We start from the raw sequence: 18938 nt of genomic DNA, 5'->3' as shown, positions 1-18938 counted from the left end.
CGCGTGCTGTCCGGCCTCGTGAGGCGGACTCCCTAGCGTGCCCAGTGACCGATCGGCCCTGTCTTCGTTCCCCCGCACGGGGGATCACTTGCAGGGATAACGGATCAGAACGAGGTGTACGCGTATGCAGGCCCCGCCCGACAACGACGTTCTCTGGGCGCGCGCCCTGCACTTCACCTACAAGGACGGCTCACCGGGCCTCGGCGGTGTCTCGCTCGGCGTCCAGGAGGGCGAGATCCTCGCCGTCGGCGGCCCGCGCGGCAGCGGCAAGACCACACTGCTGCACTGTCTGTCCGGACTGATCCCGGCCCAGCGCGGCGAGGTCTGGTTCAACAGCGTGCCGGTCCACACGATGGGCCCGATGACCCGTGAACGCCTGCGCCGCGACCGCTTCGGCTGGATCGACCCGGTCCCGGTCCTCGTCCCCGAGCTGAACGTCTGGGAGAACGCGGCCCTCCCGCTGATGCTCCGCGGCACCAGTCGCCGCCGCGCCAAGACCGCCGCCCTGGAGTGGCTGGAGCGCCTCGACATCGGCGACAAGACCCGCAAGCGCCCGCACGAACTGCACCAGGCGGAACGCCAACGGGTCTGCATCGCGAGGGCGTTGGCCCCGGCTCCGACGGTGTTGTTCGCGGACGAACCGACGGCCCCGCTGCACCGCGCGGACCGGGCCCACGTGCTGCGCACCCTGACCACGGCGGCCCGCTCGCACGGCATCACCGTGGTCCTGGCGACCCACGACGCCGAGACGGCGGCGCTGGCCGACCGCACGGTCTCGCTCCTGGACGGCCGCCGGGTGAACACGGTCCATCTCCCCCCGGTCGCCGAGTCGGAAGGCCGGGCCGCGTGCTCGCTCTCCGTCTGACCCGCGGTGCCAAGCCGGCCGTACAGCTGCGTCGCCTGCTGGTGGCCGCGGCGGCGGCGGGCACCGGATTCCTGCTGCTGTGCACCCTCGGCTACGCGATCAGCCATCCGGACGACCCGAGGGGTTCGTTGCTCCGCCTGGCATGGTGCCTGACGCCACTGTCGGCGACGGTCTACTTCGCGGTGGCGGTGGCCCGCACGGACCCCGGCACCCGCCCCCGACCCGGCCTCGCGGCGATCGGCCTGGGCCCCGCCCGTCTGATGGCGGTCTCGGCCGCGACCACGGCCCTGTCCTGCACGCTGGGCTCGATGCTGGCCCTGCTCTTCTTCCTCCATCTGCGGGGCGACCTGACGGGGATGCCCTTCGACGGCGCGGCGGCGGAGTTCCTGGCAGCGGACGCCTCGCTGCCGCTGCCCGCGGCCCTGACCCTGCTGGGCCTGGTCCCGGTGATCGCGTCGGTCGCGGTGGCGCTGGTGCACCGGCCGAAGGACACCCGCACGGCGGCGACCCGGCGGGCCGCACGGTCGTACGGCCGCTTCGGGGCGTACGAGCGGGCGGGGACGAGGGAGACGTTCGGCGCGTACGGACGGTTCGGCTCACGGCTGCGGCGGGGGGCCGACAGCACGGGCGAACCCGCGCAGCCCGCGGACAGTCGTGCCGCCGCGACGGCTCCCGACCCGATGAGAGACGGCACCCGGCAGGCTCGGGCGGGCGAAGCGCCTCCCGCGGCACCCCCCGCCCAGCAGGGCCGGACCGGCGACCCGGACCCCCACAACCTCCCCGAGGCCCCCCGGGAAGCACCGAAGGACCTCCCCTGGGGCATCGCGGTCCTGGCTGCGGGCCTGGCGGTGGAGGCCTACGCCGCCGAAGCCTCGAAAACCCCCCTCACCTTCCCCGGCGGTCCCACCCCCGTCCTCCTCGGCTGGCTCCTCACCGCCGTCGGCCTGACCCTCGCCGGCCCCGGCCTCACCCATCTCTGCGGCCGCCTCCTGCAAGCGGTCCGCCCGGGCGCCCTGCGCCTCCTCGCCGGCCGGGTCCTCATGGAGGAGGCGACCCGCATCGGCCGCCCCCTCGGCGTGGTCTGCGCGGTCGCCTCCGCCACGTACGCCATGACCGAACTCCGCCACCCCGGCAGCGACGCCTTCGGCCCCCTCACCACCCTGGGCGCCCTGCTGGTGACCGGCTGCACGGTGGCGACCCTGCTCACCGCGGCCGTGGAGGCGAAGCACGCCCGCGCGGACACCACCGCCGCCCTCGTGCGCCTGGGCGCCCCGGCGACGATGCTCCGCAGCGCGGCGGCCCTGCGCGCGGGCGCGGTGCTGGTCCTCTTCGTCCCCCTCACCCTCTTCGTCGCCGAGCTGGCGGCCATGCCGCTGGCCCGCTGAAACTCGTAGGAAAAGAATGACCACTCGCCGATGAGTTCCGTTCGGCGCCCGGGTCTACCCACCGAACACCACGACCCCGATGGGAGACGCCAGACATGACCTCCACCGCGTACCAGCAGATGATCTTCGTGAACCTGCCGGTCAACGACCTCGACGCCTCGAAGAAGTTCTTCACGGAGCTCGGCTACTCGATCAACCCCCAGTTCAGCGACGAGAACGCGGCCTCCGTGGTGATCAGCGACACCATCGTCGCGATGCTCCTCACCAAGCCGTTCTACTCGACCTTCACCAAGAAGGAGATCGCGGACGCCTCGACGACCAGCGAGGTGATCATCTGTCTGAGCGCCGAGAGCCGCGAGAAGGTCGACGAACTGGTCGAGAAGGCGGGCGCCGCCGGCGGCACCGTGTCGCACAAGGTCCAGGACCCCGGCTTCATGTACGGCCGCGCCTTCGACGACCCCGACGGCCACACCTGGGAGGTCGTGTGGATGGACCCGGCCGCGATCGAGGGCTGAACACCCGCCGCAGGAGCTGTGCCTAGCATGGGCGGGTGCAGACGATGCCCGCCCATGCGGCCCACCACAACGACCGCGAGATCGAGAGCCTCGACGAGTTCGACGCCACGGTCTCGACCCGCGGCACCCTCGCGGGCTTCCGCGTCCAGGCCGTCGATCTGACGGACCGCACACGGGAGTTGCTCGCCACGGACACGGCGGGCGCCGTCTTCCTCGGCTGCCCGATGCGCGAGGACGCGGCCGCCAAGGTCGGCGCGGACGGCGCGATGGTCTTCCCGCCCGTCCCGGACCTGCCGTTCAACCCGTACCGCGGCCTCCTCTACTCGCCGGACGAGCTCTTCGCCGGGCTCGGCAAGGGGTACGAGGAGACGCTCGACGCCCGTGCGTACGCCTGGTTCCAGCAGACCAAGGCCGACGGCGACATACTCGCCTCGATGCTGCGGGCGATACACGACGACGCGATCTCGGACGCGCTCGACGAACTCCTCAGGAACACACGGGTCGTGGGCGTGATGGGCGGCCACGCGATGGGCCGCGGCACGGAGGCCTACGCCGGTGCCGCACGGCTCGGCCGTGAGCTGACCCGCGCCGGCCTCACCGTCGCCACCGGAGGCGGCCCGGGCGCGATGGAGGCGGCGAACCTGGGCGCGTACGCCGCCCCCTTCGACGACGAGATGCTCACCGAGTCCCTGCGACTCCTCGCCACGGCACCGAAGTTCACGCCCTCGATCACCGACTGGGCGGCGGCCGCCTTCGAGGTGCGCACCCGCTGGCCCCGGGGCGGTACCTCCGTCGGTATCCCGACCTGGTTCTACGGCCACGAGCCGCCGAACCCCTTCGCCTCGCACATCGCCAAGTACTTCGCCAACGCCACCCGCGAGGACGGCCTGTTGGCCCGCTCCACCGCCGGTGTGGTGTTCCTCCCGGGCGCCGCCGGGACCGTACAGGAGATCTTCGACAGTGCGACGCCCAACTACTACGAGTCGCGCGGCGAGCCGACGCCGATGGTGCTCGTCGACCGGACGCACTGGACCGAAAAGCTGCCCACGTGGCCGTTGTTGCGGTCACTTGCCCGGGAGCGGTCCATGGAGTCGCGAATCGCCCTCGTTGACCGAATCGAGGAGGCTCCCGAGGCGTTGAAACGTCTTGGTGGTTAATAAGACGGCAAAGCCAATGCCCAGGATGCGTCTACACGTTGACACTACTTACGTCACGCTTATAAACCTGTGAGTCTCGTGGGGATCGTGATGTCACATCACTTCTCCCTCAACCCCCCGCATTTGCGCATCCCGTAAAGGACAAACGTGGCAGTTCTGTCCATATCCCGCCGCACCGTCGCACGTTCCGTGCGCATCCTCGGTGTCGCCTCCGCCTCGGCCGCGCTCGCACTCGGCGCCGCCGGCAATGCGCTGGCATGCAACATCAACGAGTTCTCCGCCGAAGCCAAGTGCGACGGCAAGAACGGCGTCATCACCGTCACCGACGTCGACAAGGCCGGCGTCGAGGCCACCGTCTCCGTGTACCTGGTGGAGAAGAACGCCGACGTCCGCATGGTCGGCGAGCAGACCGTGAAGGGCTCCAAGGACGGCACGACCATCACCTTCGAGGAGGACTGGGCGCCCAACGCGGAGTACCGCGTCCACGTCGTAGCCCTGCCTTACATCAAGGGCGCGGACATCAAGCCGAACCTGACGACCCCCTCCACGGCCTGCAAGCCGGAGGAGGAGTCCCCGACCCCGACGGCCACGCCGTCCCCGTCGGACTCCGCCACCCCGCCGGCCGAGGAGGAGAGCCCGACCCCGTCGGCCTCGGAGAGCGAGAGCACCGCTCCGGCGTCCTCGCCGAGCAACGCGCCGACCCCCGCGGCCGGTGACTCCAACCTCGCCGAGACCGGTGCGAACTCCAACACCGGTGTCATCGCCGGCATCGCGGCGGCCCTGGTCGCCATCGGTGGCGGCGCGGTCTTCTTCGGCATGCGTCGTCGTGGGGCGAGCAACACCCGCTGACGTCCCGTGAGCAGTACCGCTGCGGCCCGTCCCCCTCAGGGGACGGGCCGCAGTCGTGTCCGGGGACCCTCACCCGAACGTGGCCCGCTTCGGTCTGATCAAGAGTGAGCGACGCATGCCCCATGCCGTACGGGCCCCGGATCAGCCGAGCACGACGATTTCGGCGGCGTCGAACTCCACGCCGACCCGGTCCCCGACCTCCGGCGCCTCCCGCAGGGCGCACGCCGCCTCGAGGTGCGGCGCGTCCCCCTCCGGTCGCAGTCGTACGGCGACATGCGTGCCCTTGAACGTGCGGGCGGCGACCGTGCAGGGCAGCCCCTCGTCGGCGCCCACGAGCCGCACGCCCGCGGGCCGCACCAGCAGACTCCGCGGGCCCTGCGCGGCGTCCACGGGGACCGGCAGCTTGCCCCAGGGCGTGTCCGCGGCCTCTCCGCCGACCATGCCCTCCACGACGTTCTCGAAGCCGAGGAAACGGGCCACGAACTCGTCCGCGGGCCGCTGCCACACCTCAAGGGGCGTACCGGACTGGGCGATCCGCCCGTCCCGCATCACGACGACCCGGTCGGCGAGCGCGAACGCCTCGCCCTGGTCGTGGGTGACCGCGAGCACGGTGGTCCCCAACCGCCCGAACAGCTCGCGCAGTTCGACGACGAGCCGCTCCCGCAGCGAGCGGTCCAGCTGCCCCAGCGGCTCGTCCAGCATCAGCAACCGCGGCCGGGGCGCGAGGGCCCGGGCCAGCGCGACCCGCTGCTGCTCACCACCGGAGAGCGAGGCGACGGCACGCCGACCGGCGCCCGGCAGCCCGACGAGGTCGAGCAACTCCCGTACCCGCGAGCCCTGTTCACCCTTGGAAGCCCCGTGCATCCGCAGCCCGAACGCCACGTTCCCGCCCACGTCCCGCTGCGGGAACAGCTGATGATCCTGGAACATCAGCCCGACCCCCCGCCGGTGCGCGGCCACCCCCACCTGATCGCGCCCGTCCAGCGCCACCCGTCCCTCGTCCAGGTGCTGCAGCCCGGCCACCGCCCGCAGCAGCGTCGACTTCCCGCTCCCGCTGGGCCCGAGCACACACACGATCTCGTGCTCGGCGACCGCGAGGTCGACCCCGTCCAGCACCGCCCGCCCGCCGAAGCGGACCGTCGCGCCCTGAAGGCTCAGCAGCATCAGAACTCACCCGTCCGATCGGTCCGCAGCCGCTCAAGGACCAGCAGCGCCACCGCGCACACCACCATCAGAATCGTCGAAAGGGCCATCGCCTGGCCGTAGTTGAGCTCACCGGCCCGCCCCAGCAGCCGCGCCACCGCGACCGGCAGCGTCGGGTTGTCGGGCCGCGCGATGAACACGGTCGCCCCGAACTCCCCCAGCGACACGGCGAAGGCGAACCCGGCCGCGATCAGCAACGCCCGCCGTACCAGGGGCAGATCCACCTCTCGCCACACCCGCCAGGGCGACGCCCCGAGCACGGCCGCGGCCTCCCGCAGCCGGTGGTCCACGGCCCGCAGCACGGGCAGCATGGTCCGTACGACGAAGGGCACACCGACCAGCGCCTGCGCGAGCGGCACCAGGATCCACGTGGCCCGCAGATCCAGCGGCGGCTCGTCGAGGGCGATCAGGAACCCGAACCCGACGGTCACCGCGGACACCCCCAGCGGCAGCATCAGCAGCGCGTCGAAGCCCCGTACGAACCGCCCCGCGTCCCGCCGGGTCAGCGCGGCCGCGGCGAGACCGCCGATCAGCACCGCGATGGCGGTGGCGGCGAGCGCGTACGAGAGGGAGTTGCCGACCGCCTCGATCGGGGGCACCAGGAACACTCCCCCGTCGGACTTCGTCAGCGCCCGGTAGTACCCGAAGTCAGGGGCGTCGAGCGAGCGCTGCACGAGCACGGCGAGCGGCAGCAGCAGGAGGACGACGACGGTGAGCAGCACCCCGCCCAGCAGCGCCCACTGTCCCGCCCCGCGGGGCCTCCGGGCCGTCCCGGACGCGTCCACCAGCCGCAGCGCGGTCTCCCGTCGCCGTACGGTCCAGGCGTGCAGGGCGAGGATCGAGCCGACGGCCACGAACTGGATGATCGTGAGGACCGCGGCGGTGGCGAGGTCGAAGATCTCCGAGGTCTGGCGGTAGATCTCCACTTCGAGGGTGGAGAAGGTCGGTCCGCCGAGGATCTGCACCACACCGAAGGAGGTGAAGGTGAACAGGAAGACCATGAGGGCGGCGGCAGCCACGGCGGGCCCGAGCGCGGGCAGGGTCACCTTCCGCCAGGCCGCGAGGCGCGAGGCGCCCAGCATCCGCGCGGCCTCCTCCTGCCGCGGGTCGAGCTGTGACCAGAGCCCGCCGACCGTGCGGACGACGACGGCGTAGTTGAAGAAGACGTGCGCGAGCAGGATCGCCCACACGGTCGTGTCCAGCCGTACGCCCCACAGCTCGTCGAGCAGTCCCCCGCGCCCGACGAGTGCCAGGAACGCCGTCCCCACGACGACCGTGGGCAGTACGAACGGAACGGTGACGACGGCCCGCAGCACCTGCTTGCCCGGGAACTCGAAGCGCGCGAAGGCGTACGCGCCCGGCAGCGCGATCAGCAGGGTGAGCGCGGTGGAGGCGAGGGCCTGCCAGGTGGTGAACCACAGGACGTGCCGGATGTCGGACTGTGCGAGCACGTCCGTGATCCGGCCGAACTGCCACGCGCCGTCGGCCTTGAGCCCGCGCGCCACGATCGCGGCGACGGGCCAGGCGAAGAAGACCCCGAAGAACGCGACGGGCAGGGCCATGAGCCCGAGCCGCGCCACGTTCCCCTTGAGGCTCCCGCGTGGGGCTACTTCAGTACGAGCGAGGTCCACGACTTGACCCACTGGTCACGGTTGGCGGCGATCTTGGCGGGGTCCAGGGTCTCGGGGTCCTTGGCCTGCGGACCGTACTTCGTGAACTCGGCCGGAACCTGGGCGCCCTCCCGCACCGGGTACACGAACATGTTCAGCGGCATGTCGTCCTGGAACCGCTTGGTGAGCAGGAAGTCGAGGAGCGCCTTGCCGCCCTTGCCGTTCTCGGCGTTGCTCAGCAGGCCCGCGTACTCGACCTGCCGGAAGCAGGTCCCCTCGGCGACCCCGGTCGGCGCGGTCGTCGGCTTCGGGTCGGCGTAGATGACCTCGGCGGGCGGCGAGGAGGCGTACGAGACGACGAGCGGCCGGTCGGCCTTGGCCTTCTTGCCGCCGGCGGACCCCGAGAACTCCTCGTTGTAGGCCTGCTCCCAGCCGTCGACGACCTTCACGCCGTTGGCCTTGAGCTTGGTCCAGTAGCCCTCCCAGCCGCTGTCGCCGTACTTGGCGGCGGTCCCGAGGAGGAATCCCAGGCCGGGCGAGGAGGTGGAGGCGTTCTCGGTGACGAGGAGGTTCTTGTAGGCGGGCTTGACCAGGTCGTCGAACGAGGTCGGCGGGTCCAGCTCGTGCTCGGTGAAGTACGCCTTGTCGTAGTTGACGCAGATGTCGCCGGTGTCGATCGGCGTGACCCTGTGCTGGTCCTCGTCGACCCGGTACTCGGGCAGGATCAGGTCGGATCCCTTGGCCTCGTACGACTGGAAGAGCCCGTTGTCCAGGGCCCGCGACAGCAGGGTGTTGTCGACGCCGAAGAAGACGTCGCCCTGCGGGTTGTCCTTGGTCAGGATGGCCTTGTTGACGGCCTGCCCGGCGTCGCCGTCCTCGAGGACCTTGACCTTGTACCCGGACTCCTTCTCGAACGCGGCGAGGACGCTCTTGGAGACGGCCCACGAGTTGTGGCTGACGAGGGTGACGGTCTTGGAGCCGCCGCCACCACTGTCGGTGTCGCTGTCGGACGACCCGCACGCGGAGAGCGCGACGAGACCGAACCCGACGGCGAAGACCGTGGCCTTCTTGGTGATGCTCACTGGATTCCTCCTGGGGTGACCAGGAAGAGACGCGGCCCTGCCCGGAACCTCTGAGGGGCTCCGGGCAGGGCGCAACAGCTTGAGTGATGACCGAACTTCCTACCCAGAATGACCTGGGCGAGGTTCAGAGGGTCTGCGGCCCGATTGCCGCACTCTCAGCGCTGTGGCGCTCCCCTGTCGGAATATGAAGATGTACGTACGGGCTCAGGCTACCGCTCGCCCGCCGCCAGCTGACCGCAGGCCCCGTCGATCTCCTGCCCACGGGTGTCCCGAACGGTGACGGGCACCCCGTGCGCGGCGATCGCCTCGACGAAGGCCTTCTCGTCCTCGGGCCGGGAGGCGGTCCACTTGGACCCGGGAGTCGGGTTCAGCGGAATGAGGTTCACATGCACGGGCTTGCCCCTGAGCAGCCGCCCGAGCCGGTCACCACGCCAGGCCTGGTCGTTGATGTCCCGGATGAGCGCGTACTCGATGGAGAGCCGGCGCCCCGACTTCTCGACGTACTCGAACCCGGCGTCGAGGACCTCGCGCACCTTCCACCGCGTGTTCACGGGGACGAGGGTGTCGCGCAGCTCGTCGTCCGGCGCGTGCAGCGAGATCGCGAGCCGGCACTTGAAGCCCTCGTCGGCGAACCGGTGGATGGCCGGCACCAGACCGACGGTCGAGACGGTGATGCCCCGCTGCGAGATGCCGAGCCCGTCGGGGGCGGGGTCGGTGAGGGCACGGATGGACTGCACGACCCGCTTGTAGTTGGCGAGCGGCTCACCCATGCCCATGAAGACGATGTTGGAGAGCCGCGCGGGCCCGCCGGGCACGTCCCCGTCGCGCAGCGCCCGCATCCCGTCCACGATCTGATGGACGATCTCGGCGGTGGACAGATTCCGGTCGAGCCCGGCCTGCCCGGTCGCGCAGAAGGGACAGTTCATCCCGCACCCGGCCTGCGAGCTGATGCACATGGTGACCCGGTCCGGGTACCGCATCAGCACCGACTCCACGAGCGTCCCGTCGAACAGCCGCCACAGCGTCTTGCGCGTGGTCCCCTGGTCGGTCGACAGATGCCGTACGACGGTCATCAGCTCGGGAAGCAGCGCCTCCTGGAGCTTGGGCCGGGCCGCGGCCGGGATGTCGGTCCACTGCTCCGGATCGTGCGCGTACCGCGCGAAGTAGTGCTGCGAGAGCTGCTTGGCACGGAACGGCTTCTCACCGATCTCGGCCACGACATCCTTGCGCTCGGCAGGCGTGAGATCGGCAAGGTGCCGCGGCGGCTTCTTGGCTCCGCGGGGGGCGACGAAAGTGAGTTCTCCGGGCTTGGGCATGGTCATACCAGTGTCGCAGATCAACCGGAGTGCCCCAGTCGGCTACCGCCACGCCCAGAGATGGGCGGAAACCACCCCGTCGCCGGCCTCCCGCGTCCAGAAGTTCCCCGAGGCGAGACCCGGCACCTGGACCTCGACGTCGTGGAAGACGTACTCGGACGCCAGACCCGGATACGACGGCGAGGAGTCCCGGCGCAGACGCCGTTCGGACACGGCGCCCACGACGACTCCGGGGCCCTCGACTCCGAGTTCCTCGGCCACGCACCGCCGTGCCGTGTCCGCCGCTTCCTCGCCGGGCTTCATCTTCTCGGCGGGGGCTTCGTTCCTGGAGCGCCAGGTCCCGTCGGCCATCAGCTGCGCGATCTCCACGAGCTCCTTGCCGCCCTGCCGGACGCGCAGGGAGACGACGGTGACGCGACGCAACGGCGGCTCGGAGTCCAAGGTCGTCTCCCCCGCCTCGATCTCGTCCCACAGGTGCTGTACGGACTTGGTCCCACCGGTCCCCCAGGACTCCTGAGGAATCCCGTTCCGCTCCAGCCACTCCCGCAGTCGGTCCAGGCTGTCCGGCACTCGCATACTCCCCGCCCTTCACGGTGTAGTCCGCTCCACGCCTCATACGGGAGGCAGCTGCCTCGTAGCAGGGGACCCTACGGCGGAATCGTGGACGGCACACAGATCGCAGCAGCGCCCTGTGCCTTCCAGGAGGGGACCCGTTCCATGGCCGCCAACCGCCGGCGCGGACGCCGTATCGCCGCCATCGCCACCACCGTCGCCGCCGTCACCCTGACCGCCGGCCTCCTCACCGGCTGCGAGAACACCGACGACGCGCTCGACTGTCTCACCAACGCCGACACGATCGCCGACAGTCTCAAGGCGATCCACGAGGCGGGCTGGGACGCGGCGAAGGACCCGTCGAAGACCGACGATTCCATCGACACCATCGAGAAGAACCTCGACAAGATCAACGACGACACGGACGACGGCAAGGTCGACAAGGCCGTCGACGACCTGAACAAGGCCATCGAGGACTACAACCAGTCCATCCTCGACGGCGACACCGACCCGGACAGCAGCCGCATCGACGCCGCCGCGAATGAGCTCAAGGACGTCTGTAAGTCCTAGGTGGTGGGGTACTCCAGGCGCTCCTTGAGCAGCTGCTCGTCCCGCGGGAGCTCCTTGCGGACCTGCGGGCGGACGACGAGGGGAACCAGGGCCTTGCCGAGACCGTGCCCCTCGAAGTCGATCTCTATCGTCACGCGGGAGCGGCGCCCGTCGTCGAGCGACTCGATCTCGCCGTGGGTACGTGGCCTGACGGGGCCTTCGATGCCGTGCAGATCCCAGCTGTACGGCGGGTCGAGCCTGTCGAACTCGACGGTCATCGGAATCTCACGGTTCCCGATGCGCCGGGTGACCCGGACCCGGGAGCCGGCGTGGACGGGCCCCTCGTCGAGCGGCTCGGCCTTGACGGCGCTCAGCTGCCATTCCGGCAGGTGGGAGGGGTCGGTGATATACGCATAGACGTCTTCGGGACTGCGGTCGACGTCGATCACTTCACGGATGGCGGACATGACGCCCTCCTTCCAGGGCGATCCCCTTCGAGGGCTTACAGAGGAATCGTCCCACCGGACCAGCCGGTAGAACAGGACCGCCGGAACGGGAGAAGCCCCCGCCGAAGCGAGGGCTTCTCCCTGTACGGAAACGATCAGCCGGAACCGATCAGCTGGAACCGATCAGCTGGAACCGACGAACAGCACCAGCAGCAGCCACACCACCGGCGCCGTCGGCAGCAGAGAGTCCAGCCGGTCCATGATGCCGCCATGGCCCGGCAGCAGCGTGCCCATGTCCTTGATGCCCAGGTCCCGCTTGATCATCGACTCGCCGAGGTCGCCGAGCGTGGCGCTGGCGGCGACCGCGAGGCCCAGCAGCAGGCCCTGCCACCAGATGCCGTCGTCGATCAGGAAATGCATGCACAGCGCGCCCGCGACCATCGCGAACGACACCGCGCCGAGCAGTCCCTCGCGGGTCTTGCCGGGGCTGATGCGCGGCGCGAGCTTGTGCCTGCCGAAGCGCCAGCCGACGGCGTACGCCCCCGTGTCGCTGACGACCGTCAGGACCAGGAACGTCATGACACGGAACGCGCCGTCGTCCGCGGTGAGCATCATCGCGACGAACGTCGCCAGGAACGGGACGTAGAACGCCGCGAAGACCCCCGCGGTGACGTCCTTCAGATAGCCCTCGGGCGGCTCGGTCATCCGCCAGACCAGAACGGCCAGCGCGGTGAGCGCCATGGCCACCCAGGCACCCTCGGCGCCCCGGACGTAGCCGGCGACGACCATGGCCGCACCGCCGACCGCGAGCGGCACGAGGGGCGCCTTGATGCCCTTGCGCTCCTCGAGTCGGGACGTCAGCTCCCACAGTCCGACGACGACGGCGACCGCTATGACGCCGACGAAGGCGGCCTTGACGACGAACAAGGACGCGACGATCACCGCACCGAGTCCGACGCCGACCCCTATGGCCGCACCCAGGTCCCGCCCCGCGCTCTTCTTCTGCGGCGCGGGAGCCGGCTGCGGGGCGTCGGGCATGGGCTCCGGATTCTGCGGCGCCGCCGCATGGGGCTGCGCCGACGTGGTCTCGTCGCGGAACAAGGGGCCGCTCAGCCGAGCGGCCCCCCGGTCGTCATCCTGGTCGTCGCCGTATCGGGGCACGGCAGGTCCGTCAGGCACGATGGGCATGGGGCGAGTGTGCTGCGCCTCAGGCGCATCGTACGTGGGACCCGCCGGGGCAGCCCCCTGGACAGGCCCCTGGTCGGACGGCCCCCAGTACCCGGCTTGTGGCGGCGCTCCCCAGGAAGAGTCGTTCATCAGACCTCGAGAAGCTCCGCTTCCTTGTGCTTCAGAAGCTCGTCCACCTGGGCGACGTACTTGTGCGTCGCGTCGTCGAGCTCCTTCTCCGCACGGCGGCCCTCGTCCTCGCCGACCTCGCCGTCCTTGACGAGCTTGTCGATCGCGTCCTTGGCCTTGCGGCGGACCGAACGGATGGACACACGGGAGTCCTCCGCCTTGGCCTTGGCGACCTTGATGTAGTCGCGGCGGCGCTCCTCGGTCAGCTCGGGGAACACCACGCGGATGATGTTGCCGTCATTGCTCGGATTGACGCCCAGGTCGGAGTCGCGGATCGCCTGCTCGATGTTGCGCAGCGCGCTCTTGTCGAACGGGGTCACCACGGCCATGCGCGGCTCCGGCACGGAGAACGAAGCCAGCTGGTTGATCGGCGTCGGCGCACCGTAATAGTCGGCCACGATCTTGTTGAACATCGCCGGGTGCGCACGACCGGTGCGGATCGCGGCGAAGTCCTCCTTGGCGACCACGACGGCCTTCTCCATCTTCTCCTCGGCCTCGAGGAGGGTCTCTTCGATCACCACTTGCTCCTGCGTGTCTTGAGTGAGGCCCGGCTGCGGTTCCTTGGTGAGGGGCGGCGGCCGGCTGCGTCGCGTCTTCTTCCTGCACGGTTCCCGACCGGCAGGACATTGTCCATCCCCCGGTCAGGGTCCGTCCCGTCCGTCCCCCGGACGGGTTGGTTGCCGGATCGTCAGTCCCGGCTGCCCTGGTGACCCACGAGCGTGCCGATCTTCTCACCCTTGACGGCGCGGGCGATATTGCCCTCCGCCAGGAGCTCGAAGACGAGGATCGGGAGCTTGTTGTCGCGGCACAGCGTGATGGCGGTCATGTCGGCGACCTTGAGGTCGCGGGTGATGACCTCGCCGTAGCTGAGCGAGTCGAACTTGACGGCCTCGGGGTTGGCCTTCGGGTCGGAGTCGTAGACCCCGTCCACGCCGTTCTTGCCCATGAGCAGCGCCTCGGCGTCGATCTCCAGGGCGCGCTGGGCGGCGGTGGTGTCGGTGGAGAAGTACGGCATGCCCATACCGGCGCCGAAGATGACCACGCGGCCCTTCTCCAGGTGACGCACGGCGCGCAGCGGGATGTACGGCTCGGCGACCTGCCCCATGGTGATGGCGGTCTGCACACGGCTGTCGATGCCCTCCTTCTCCAGGAAGTCCTGGAGGGCGAGGCAGTTCATCACGGTGCCGAGCATGCCCATGTAGTCGGAGCGGGCGCGGTCCATGCCGCGCTGCTGGAGTTCGGCGCCGCGGAAGAAGTTGCCGCCGCCGATGACGACCGCGACCTCCGCGCCGTCGCGCACGACTGCCGCGATCTCGCGGGCGATCTTGTGCACCACGTCCGGGTCCACGCCCAGGCCCCCGCCGCCGGAGAAGGCCTCTCCGGACAGCTTCAGCAGAAACCGGCCGCTCACTTTGCCGTCGTCGCTCTTCTGGGCCTTGGTGGTCATCGGATTCTCCTCATGGTGCACATACGAAGAAGGCCATTGCCGATGGGAACTGGTTCGTATCCCATGCGCGGCAATGGCCTCCTCGTCAGATCTGCTGTCGTCCGCCACGCGCGTGCGTGGCGGCGTACCGGACGACTGTCTCCGACCCTATCGGGGTCGGACGTCGCACGCGGTACGGACTCAGATGCCGACCTTGATACGCGTGAAGCGCTTCAGGGTGACACCGGCCTCGTCCAGAACCTTCTGGACGGACTTCTTGTTGTCGAGCGCGTACGGCTGACCGAGCAGCGTGGCGTCCTTGAAGAAGCCGTTGAGGCGACCCTCGACGATCTTCGGCAGGGCGGCCTCGGGCTTGCCCTCGGCGCGGGTGGTCTCCTCGGCGACGCGGCGCTCGGACTCGACGACCTCGGCCGGCACGTCCTCCTTGGAGAGGTACTTCGGCGCGAAGGCGGCGATGTGCTGGGCGACACCCTTGGCCAGGTCGGCGTCGGCCTTGTCCAGCTCGACCAGGACACCGATCTGCGGGGGCAGGTCGGGCATGGTGCGGTGCATGTAGGAGAAGACAAAACCGTCGGCGAACTGCGCGAAGCGGTCCAGGACGATCTTCTCGCCGAGGTTGGCGTTGGCCTCGTCCACGAACGCCTGGACGGTCTTGCCGGCCTCGATCTCGGAGGCGAGCAGGGCCCCGAGGTCCGCCGGGGAGGTGGCGGCGACGTGCTCGGCGATCGCGGTGGCGACGGCCTGGAACTTCTCGCCCTTGGCGACGAAGTCCGTCTCGCACTTCAGCTCGACCAGGACACCGGAGGTGTTGTCGTCGGCGATGAGGGAGACCACGGCGCCGTTCTCGGCGGAGCGGCCCTCGCGCTTGGCGACGCCCTTCTGGCCCTTGATGCGCAGGGCCTCTACGGCCTTGTCGACATCGCCTTCGGCCTCGTCCAGGGCCTTCTTGCAGTCCATCATGCCGGCGCCGGTGAGCTCGCGGAGCTTCTTGACGTCGGCGGCGGTGTAGTTCGCCATGATTCCTGGAATCTCTCTCGAAGTCTGAAGATCTACGGGCTTGACGGCGGGGGCTGGTCGGCCCCCGCCGTCAAAAGACCCGAAGGGGTGAGGGGGTCAGGCCTGCTCGGCCTCGGCGGCCGGAGCCTCGGCCTCGGCGGGCGCCTCAGCAGCGGGCGCCTCGTCGGCGGCAGGGGCGGCCTCGGCGGCGGGGGCCTCGGCAGCAGCCTCGGCGGGCGCCTCAGCAGCGGCCGGAGCCTCGGCGGCCGGGGCCTCCTCGGCCTTCTTCTCGCCCTCGAGCAGGTCGCGCTCCCACGCGGCGAGCGGCTCGCCCGCGCCCTTGTCACCCTTGTCGCCGGTGGCGACGCCGGAGCGGGAGATGAGTCCCTCGGCGACGGCGTCGGCGATCACGCGGGTGAGCAGGGTGACGGAGCGGATCGCGTCGTCGTTGCCCGGGATCTTGTAGTCGACCTCGTCGGGGTCGCAGTTGGTGTCGAGGATGGCGACGACCGGGATGTTGAGCTTCCGGGCCTCACCGACCGCGATGTGCTCCTTCTTGGTGTCCACGATCCAGACGGCGCTGGGAACCTTGGACATCTCGCGGATACCACCGAGGGTCTTCTCGAGCTTGGCCTTCTCACGCGAGAGGACCAGGAGCTCCTTCTTGGTGAGGCCGGACGCGGCCACATCCTCGAAGTCGATCTGCTCGAGCTCCTTCAGGCGCTGCAGGCGCTTGTAGACGGTCGAGAAGTTGGTGAGCATGCCGCCCAGCCAGCGCTGGTTGACGAAGGGCATGCCGACGCGCGTCGCCTGCTCGGCGATGGCCTCCTGCGCCTGCTTCTTCGTACCGACGAACATGACCGTGCCGCCGTGGGCGACGGTCTCCTTGACGAACTCGTAGGCGCGGTCGATGTACGACAGCGACTGGAGCAGGTCGATGATGTAGATGCCGTTGCGCTCCGTGAAGATGAATCGCTTCATCTTCGGGTTCCAACGACGGGTCTGGTGACCGAAGTGGACGCCGCTTTCCAGCAGCTCCCGCATCGTGACGACGGCCATGGCCGTTCTCCTTGTTTCTCGGTTATGTCCTGACGCCCACATGCGCCGTGCCGCTAAGGACCGAGGGGCGCTGACCGGGACCGTTGCCGGCCGCCGTGTCGGGGCGTGCGAAGTCGACCCGGTGACCCGGATCGCCAGTAGAAGTGTACGGGACCCGCGGGGCACCGGGTGACGCCGCTGTCCACAACCGGGGAGCGGTCCACAGCTCCCGGCCATGATCACGGTTTTCCCGCAGGCTTCCGGCATGCGAGCGATGCGATGCGTGAGAGGGGGCGGCCGGGGGTTGCTGCTGGCCCTGGTGCTGACGGTGTCGGCCGCGGGCCCGGTGTCGGGCGACCCGGCCCCGCCTCCGCCGGCCGCCCCGGACCCTTCGGTTCCGGCCATCGGCCGCGTCTGGCCGGTGGGGGTGCGTCCCTCGGTCCTACGGGGCTGGGAGCCCCCGGCGACGGCGTACAGCAGCGGCCACCGGGGCGTGGACCTCGCGGCAGCACCGGGCACACCTGTACGAGCGGTGGCGGCGGGGCGGGTGTTGTTCGCGGGGCGGGTGGCCGGCAAGGGCGTGGTCTCGGTGGAACTCACCGGCACGGACCTGCGTACGACGTACGAACCGGTGACGGCGTCGGTCGGGAAGGGTGACGAGGTGGCGCCCGGCGAGGTGCTCGGCACAGTGGCGGCGACGGGCTCGCACTGCACGGCTCCGTGCGTGCACTGGGGCCTGCGGAAAGGGGAGGTCTACCTGGACCCGCTGGCACTGCTGCCGCCGTGGCTGCTGCACAGGGGCCCGTCGAGGCTCCTGCCGGTACTGGGGGTGCCGCTGCCTGCTTCAGTCACCTAGCCGACGGGGATCTGCGCTGCCCGCGACGGCACAGGTGGACGCTCCGCAAGCACGGGCATGTGCCCCCGCCCCCATCGCAGCCCTCACACACCTCAACCCCGAACACCCCGCAGAGCCATGGCCACAGCGGCGTCGGTGATGGCCGAAGGATCCTCCGCCGCCCCCAGCTCGATCCGCCGCACAGCAGCGTCCACGACCCCTTGCAGCAACATCGCGGCCAGCCGGGGTTCCGAGTGCCCCATCTCCCCGAGCGCCTGCCCGATCATCGCCACGAGCCCACCGTGCGCGGCCCGGATCTTCTCCCGGGCCCCCGCATCCAGCTCACTGGCCGAGATGGCCACGACAGCCCGGTGCCGCCGGTCCCCGACCAGGGCAAGCTGCCGCCGCACATACGCCTCGACCTTCGCCTCAGGCCCCTGCGCCGCGGCCATCGCCGCCGACACCTCCGCGGCCCAGACCGGGAAGTCGACCTCGCACAGCTCCTCGACCACCGCGGCCCGCGACCGGAAGTACTCGTACACGGACGACCGCGCCAGCCCCGTCCGCTCGGCGAGAGCCGGAAACGTCAGCGCCTCCGTCCCACCCTCGGACAGCAACGACCGAGCCGCGTCCAGCAGGGCGGCTCGCTGCATCGACCGGTGCTCGGCCACGGAGGCCGCTCGAATCCTTGGCACGTCGTCCACTTTACGGACGCACCACGCCCGGCGGGAGTCACTCGTCCCGAGGCGTGTCATTCGGCCAGGTCAGCGACCGAAGCTCGCCAGTTTCGCGCGCAGTTGCAGCACCGACTTGGTGTGGATCTGGCTGACCCGGCTCTCGGTCACGCCCAGCACGTTCCCGATCTCCGCGAGCGTGAGCCCCTCGTAGTAGTAGAGGGTGACCACGGTCTTCTCCCGCTCGGGCAGCGTGTTGATGGCCCGCGCCAGGAACCGTCTGAGTTCGCGGTCCTCGGCCACCTCGACCGGATTGTCGGCGGCGGTGTCCTCCAGCGTGTCCATGACGCTGAGCCCGTCCCCGCTCTCGCCCCCGACGTGCAGCAGCTCCTCCAGCGCCACCACGTTCGCCAGCGACAACTGGCTGAAGACCGCGTGGAGTTCATCCACCGCGATCCCCATCTCGGAGGCCACCTCGCCCTCGCTGGGCGTCCGCCTCAGCCGCGCCTCCAGCGTCGCGTACGCCCGCTCGACGTTGCGCGCCTTCTGCCGCACGGAGCGCGGGATCCAGTCCAGCGCCCGGAGCTCGTCGATCATCGCGCCCCGGATCCGCGTGATCGCGTACGTCTCGAACTTGATCTCCCGGCCGATGTCGAACTTCTCGATCGCGTCGATGAGCCCGAAGACCCCGGAGGACACGAAGTCGGCCTGCTCGACATTGGGCGGCAGACCCACGCTCACCCGGCCCGCCACGTACTTCACCAGCGGCGAGTAGTGCAGGATCAGCTGCTCCCGCAGCCGCTCGTCGCCCGTCCCCTTGTACGAACGCCACAGTTCGTCGAGTGTCGAGGGAGCGGGCGGCCGCACGCTACCGTCGCGGGCGGCTGGGGGGATCGCCGCCCGGTCGGACCCGGAGGTGTGCTGGGGCATTCGTCGCCTTGTGCCGTTCTGCCGTGAATGAGGTGTGCCTGGGTGAGCTGTCTGCCTGGTGTCGAGTTCGATGCCGTGGTGCCGGTCTGTGCCGGAATCCCCGTGAGCGTAGCGTGACTGGAGTGTCGCGGTG

Annotated in this window: 20 protein-coding genes and 1 riboswitch; of the genes, 7 read left to right on the top strand and 13 right to left on the bottom strand. The window is 70.1% G+C overall.

Annotated elements, in window-relative coordinates:
* The first annotated feature begins 124 nt into the window (after positions 1-124).
* The 5 genes from ACIOHP_RS34085 (at position 125) to ACIOHP_RS34065 (ending at position 4771) form a co-directional block, all read left to right on the top strand.
* On the top strand, positions 125-865 hold the full coding sequence (locus ACIOHP_RS34085; protein WP_361545818.1) for an ATP-binding cassette domain-containing protein: 741 nt from the start codon (positions 125-127) through the stop codon (positions 863-865).
* Positions 847-2250, top strand: coding sequence for a hypothetical protein (locus tag ACIOHP_RS34080; RefSeq protein WP_401893488.1), 1404 nt, complete (start codon positions 847-849; stop codon positions 2248-2250). Before ACIOHP_RS34085 ends, ACIOHP_RS34080 begins: the two co-directional genes overlap by 19 nt.
* A gap of 95 nt (positions 2251-2345) precedes the next feature.
* A complete protein-coding gene (locus tag ACIOHP_RS34075) occupies positions 2346-2765 on the top strand; it encodes a VOC family protein (protein WP_401893486.1) in 420 nt (139 codons plus the stop codon).
* Positions 2766-2800: 35 nt separating this feature from the next.
* Complete coding sequence (locus tag ACIOHP_RS34070) at positions 2801-3922, top strand: LOG family protein (RefSeq protein ID WP_401893485.1); 1122 nt, start codon at positions 2801-2803, stop codon at positions 3920-3922.
* Positions 3923-4069: 147 nt separating this feature from the next.
* Positions 4070-4771 (top strand): LAETG motif-containing sortase-dependent surface protein, encoded by a 702-nt coding sequence (locus ACIOHP_RS34065; protein WP_361545806.1) that lies wholly within the window; start codon positions 4070-4072, stop codon positions 4769-4771.
* Positions 4772-4912: 141 nt separating this feature from the next.
* Here the strand turns inward: ACIOHP_RS34065 and ACIOHP_RS34060 are convergent, their stop codons facing one another.
* From ACIOHP_RS34060 to ACIOHP_RS34040, 5 genes are all read right to left on the bottom strand, one after another.
* Positions 4913-5935 carry an ABC transporter ATP-binding protein gene (locus ACIOHP_RS34060; protein WP_401893483.1) on the bottom strand — a complete coding sequence of 341 codons (1023 nt, stop codon included), beginning with the start codon at positions 5933-5935 and terminating at the stop codon, positions 4913-4915.
* Positions 5935-7536 carry an ABC transporter permease gene (locus ACIOHP_RS34055; protein WP_401893574.1) on the bottom strand — a complete coding sequence of 534 codons (1602 nt, stop codon included), beginning with the start codon at positions 7534-7536 and terminating at the stop codon, positions 5935-5937. The genes ACIOHP_RS34060 and ACIOHP_RS34055 overlap by 1 nt, the downstream gene beginning before the upstream one ends.
* A gap of 44 nt (positions 7537-7580) precedes the next feature.
* Positions 7581-8666 carry a thiamine ABC transporter substrate binding subunit gene (locus ACIOHP_RS34050; protein WP_401893481.1) on the bottom strand — a complete coding sequence of 362 codons (1086 nt, stop codon included), beginning with the start codon at positions 8664-8666 and terminating at the stop codon, positions 7581-7583.
* Positions 8667-8744: 78 nt separating this feature from the next.
* Positions 8745-8852: riboswitch (TPP riboswitch) on the bottom strand.
* Between the two features lie 23 nt (positions 8853-8875).
* Complete coding sequence (gene rlmN / locus ACIOHP_RS34045; RefSeq protein ID WP_171146340.1) at positions 8876-9982, bottom strand: 23S rRNA (adenine(2503)-C(2))-methyltransferase RlmN; 1107 nt, start codon at positions 9980-9982, stop codon at positions 8876-8878.
* 42 nt (positions 9983-10024) lie between these two features.
* On the bottom strand, positions 10025-10552 hold the full coding sequence (locus ACIOHP_RS34040; RefSeq protein ID WP_401893479.1) for an NUDIX domain-containing protein: 528 nt from the start codon (positions 10550-10552) through the stop codon (positions 10025-10027).
* Positions 10553-10699: 147 nt separating this feature from the next.
* Here ACIOHP_RS34040 and ACIOHP_RS34035 point away from each other — a divergent pair, with 147 nt between their 5' ends.
* Positions 10700-11104, top strand: coding sequence for a hypothetical protein (locus tag ACIOHP_RS34035; protein WP_401893477.1), 405 nt, complete (start codon positions 10700-10702; stop codon positions 11102-11104).
* On the opposite strand, the gene ACIOHP_RS34030 is transcribed toward ACIOHP_RS34035, so the two are convergent.
* The 6 genes from ACIOHP_RS34030 to rpsB all read right to left on the bottom strand — a co-directional run bounded on the left by ACIOHP_RS34030 (position 11101) and on the right by rpsB (position 16387).
* Positions 11101-11550, bottom strand: coding sequence for an SRPBCC family protein (locus ACIOHP_RS34030; protein WP_401893476.1), 450 nt, complete (start codon positions 11548-11550; stop codon positions 11101-11103). The two genes, ACIOHP_RS34035 and ACIOHP_RS34030, sit on opposite strands and share 4 nt — an antisense overlap.
* A 162-nt stretch (positions 11551-11712) precedes the next feature.
* Positions 11713-12846: a phosphatidate cytidylyltransferase gene (locus ACIOHP_RS34025; RefSeq protein ID WP_361545787.1), complete on the bottom strand. Its 1134-nt coding sequence runs from the start codon at positions 12844-12846 to the stop codon at positions 11713-11715.
* Positions 12846-13403 carry a ribosome recycling factor gene (gene frr / locus ACIOHP_RS34020; protein ID WP_266821475.1) on the bottom strand — a complete coding sequence of 186 codons (558 nt, stop codon included), beginning with the start codon at positions 13401-13403 and terminating at the stop codon, positions 12846-12848. The genes ACIOHP_RS34025 and frr overlap by 1 nt, the downstream gene beginning before the upstream one ends.
* A gap of 170 nt (positions 13404-13573) precedes the next feature.
* Positions 13574-14332: a UMP kinase gene (pyrH, locus tag ACIOHP_RS34015; protein ID WP_361490379.1), complete on the bottom strand. Its 759-nt coding sequence runs from the start codon at positions 14330-14332 to the stop codon at positions 13574-13576.
* Positions 14333-14512: 180 nt separating this feature from the next.
* The gene (tsf, locus tag ACIOHP_RS34010) at positions 14513-15349 is read right to left on the bottom strand and encodes a translation elongation factor Ts (RefSeq protein ID WP_361545783.1); all 837 of its coding nucleotides are present in this window, start codon (positions 15347-15349) and stop codon (positions 14513-14515) included.
* 96 nt (positions 15350-15445) lie between these two features.
* The gene (gene rpsB, locus ACIOHP_RS34005; protein WP_361545780.1) at positions 15446-16387 is read right to left on the bottom strand and encodes a 30S ribosomal protein S2; all 942 of its coding nucleotides are present in this window, start codon (positions 16385-16387) and stop codon (positions 15446-15448) included.
* Between the two features lie 244 nt (positions 16388-16631).
* Here rpsB and ACIOHP_RS34000 point away from each other — a divergent pair, with 244 nt between their 5' ends.
* A complete protein-coding gene (locus ACIOHP_RS34000) occupies positions 16632-17222 on the top strand; it encodes a murein hydrolase activator EnvC family protein (RefSeq protein WP_401893474.1) in 591 nt (196 codons plus the stop codon).
* A gap of 92 nt (positions 17223-17314) precedes the next feature.
* Here the strand turns inward: ACIOHP_RS34000 and ACIOHP_RS33995 are convergent, their stop codons facing one another.
* Together ACIOHP_RS33995 and whiG are read right to left on the bottom strand one after the other, a co-directional pair.
* Positions 17315-17872: a TetR/AcrR family transcriptional regulator gene (locus ACIOHP_RS33995; protein WP_384166414.1), complete on the bottom strand. Its 558-nt coding sequence runs from the start codon at positions 17870-17872 to the stop codon at positions 17315-17317.
* Positions 17873-17965: 93 nt separating this feature from the next.
* The gene (whiG, locus tag ACIOHP_RS33990) at positions 17966-18805 is read right to left on the bottom strand and encodes an RNA polymerase sigma factor WhiG (protein ID WP_361490389.1); all 840 of its coding nucleotides are present in this window, start codon (positions 18803-18805) and stop codon (positions 17966-17968) included.
* Positions 18806-18938 lie beyond the last annotated feature (133 nt).

The sequence above is a fragment of the Streptomyces sp. NPDC087859 genome (assembly GCF_044742595.1).
GTDB lineage: Bacteria > Actinomycetota > Actinomycetes > Streptomycetales > Streptomycetaceae > Streptomyces > Streptomyces canus_F.
This window is presented reverse-complemented; position numbering and strand designations above follow the sequence as displayed.

Coding starts and splice junctions, on each gene's coding strand:
- ACIOHP_RS34085 (WP_361545818.1), top strand. CDS start 125: ATGCAGGCCCCGCCCGACAACGACGTTCTCTGGGCGCGCGCCCTGCAC.
- ACIOHP_RS34075 (WP_401893486.1), top strand. CDS start 2,346: ATGACCTCCACCGCGTACCAGCAGATGATCTTCGTGAACCTGCCGGTC.
- ACIOHP_RS34060 (WP_401893483.1), bottom strand. CDS start 5,935: ATGCTGCTGAGCCTTCAGGGCGCGACGGTCCGCTTCGGCGGGCGGGCG.
- ACIOHP_RS34055 (WP_401893574.1), bottom strand. CDS start 7,536: ATGGCCCTGCCCGTCGCGTTCTTCGGGGTCTTCTTCGCCTGGCCCGTC.
- rlmN (WP_171146340.1), bottom strand. CDS start 9,982: ATGCCCAAGCCCGGAGAACTCACTTTCGTCGCCCCCCGCGGAGCCAAG.
- ACIOHP_RS34035 (WP_401893477.1), top strand. CDS start 10,700: ATGGCCGCCAACCGCCGGCGCGGACGCCGTATCGCCGCCATCGCCACC.
- ACIOHP_RS34030 (WP_401893476.1), bottom strand. CDS start 11,550: ATGTCCGCCATCCGTGAAGTGATCGACGTCGACCGCAGTCCCGAAGAC.
- ACIOHP_RS34025 (WP_361545787.1), bottom strand. CDS start 12,846: ATGAACGACTCTTCCTGGGGAGCGCCGCCACAAGCCGGGTACTGGGGG.
- pyrH (WP_361490379.1), bottom strand. CDS start 14,332: ATGACCACCAAGGCCCAGAAGAGCGACGACGGCAAAGTGAGCGGCCGG.
- tsf (WP_361545783.1), bottom strand. CDS start 15,349: ATGGCGAACTACACCGCCGCCGACGTCAAGAAGCTCCGCGAGCTCACC.
- rpsB (WP_361545780.1), bottom strand. CDS start 16,387: ATGGCCGTCGTCACGATGCGGGAGCTGCTGGAAAGCGGCGTCCACTTC.
- ACIOHP_RS34000 (WP_401893474.1), top strand. CDS start 16,632: ATGCGAGCGATGCGATGCGTGAGAGGGGGCGGCCGGGGGTTGCTGCTG.
- whiG (WP_361490389.1), bottom strand. CDS start 18,805: ATGCCCCAGCACACCTCCGGGTCCGACCGGGCGGCGATCCCCCCAGCC.